Source organism: Shewanella sp. SG41-4 (genome assembly GCF_014164505.1).
GTDB lineage: Bacteria > Pseudomonadota > Gammaproteobacteria > Enterobacterales > Shewanellaceae > Shewanella.
Genome location: NZ_JACJFI010000560.1, coordinates 1 through 1,575, shown reverse-complemented (window position 1 = coordinate 1,575; position 1,575 = coordinate 1). Strand labels below are relative to the sequence as shown.

Annotated in this window: 1 protein-coding gene; it reads right to left on the bottom strand. The window is 40.6% G+C overall.

Going from position 1 to position 1,575, the window contains the following annotated elements:
* Positions 1-522 precede the first annotated feature (522 nt).
* The coding region (locus H5202_RS22220; RefSeq protein WP_182773941.1) for a YbfB/YjiJ family MFS transporter at positions 523-1,575 on the bottom strand (1,053 nt) is incomplete at its 5' end.

Sequence of the window (1,575 nt, the reverse complement as noted above, 5' to 3'; positions counted from 1 at the left end):
GCCGAACCCTTCGGGCAGCGTTTGTTGGTCATTTTTACTGCGTTATCGACTTTTTATGTAGAATAACTACACCACAAAGTCTCTGCCTTGTACAAATGACCAACAATTCGCTGCAAAAACAACCTTGAAAGATCAACAGGCCCTAATGTACTTTAATAAAATAAGCTTTTTATTAATACATCATTAAACGTTATTCATTGCAGTAAACTAACTCAGTATAAATTACTTTTATTTTTAATAACATAACGAGTCGTTTCATCAATAAAAGAAAATAAGACATAAGCCACTTATTTTTACGTGCACCTTCATAACCAATAGAGCTAATTTCATCCAAGCAACATCCAATAAAATCATGTGCGCCAAGGCTGGTCCGTAAAACGACCAACATCTATTTAATCAAGTCGACAAAAACGGGTTTTGGAGTGTCACTTACTATCCAATTGGTTTACTCGAGAAACACTAATAGATAAAAACCTTAAAAATGATTAGCGCATATATCGCTCAATTTTAGTGCCGATTAATTTAGCCAATAATGCGCTTAGTTTCTATGTTGATGGTTGTGTTTTTTATCGCGTCTTTATCAATATTTAACAATCCAAACAAAAACAGCGTGCCCATCATTACCACAGTGGCAGATAGGTATAAGCCAATATCATAATTCCCCAGTGCTTCAACAAGATATCCGGTAGACACGGGGGCAATAATTTGTGCCGCACCATAAGCTAAGGTCATTGTGCCCATAAACTTAGCCGGGTTACTCGGATAAAACTTGCCCGCCATGGTCAAAACTAGGCTGACGCATGCGATAAAAGTGCCACCAAACAACAGTGCACTTAATATAACAACAGGTAAGCTGTCATTGATTGCAGGAAGAATAATGCCTACGGCCTGTAAGATATAGGCGGCTAATAGCGTTTTTAAGTAACCCACTCGACGGGCGATTTGATCCCATATTAAAGGTGCTGGTGTTGCCGCGACGCCTACCAATAGAAAAGCAACACCTCCTTGTCCTTGTAAACCTTCAACACGTTCGACAATATCAACAATAAAAGTCGAACTGACGGCATAACCATAACCGGCACAGAAATAAGCCAATATCATTAACGATTTAAAGGCTTTACTTGGTGGATTATCTTTGACCCCTGCTCCCGCTTTACCACCAACAAAAGGATGTGGCATCCATAACCATGCAGGGATCGAGAATATTGCTGCCATCACGGCTAACGCTAGCCACTGTTGCTGCCAGTCGGCTGACATGGTCAGCATAGCTTCTATTAGTATCGAGGTAACAATGATGCTCAAGCCCGCACCAGAGAAGTGAATGCCCAATTCTGCACGGTGATTATGGTTAACTAGCCATTTTAATATCAAACCAGAGGCAATAATAAAGCCTCCTGAAGCGCAGATTCCGGCAATAAAGCGTAATACCGCCCAAGTCACCATATCAGTGGTCATTACCATTGCAGCTGAAGTGACGACACTCAATATAAGGTACAGCCGGTGTAAGTTATATTTGTAGTTAAGGTTGTGCATGCTAGCGGCAAGTAACACCCCACACATGTAACCCATAAAATT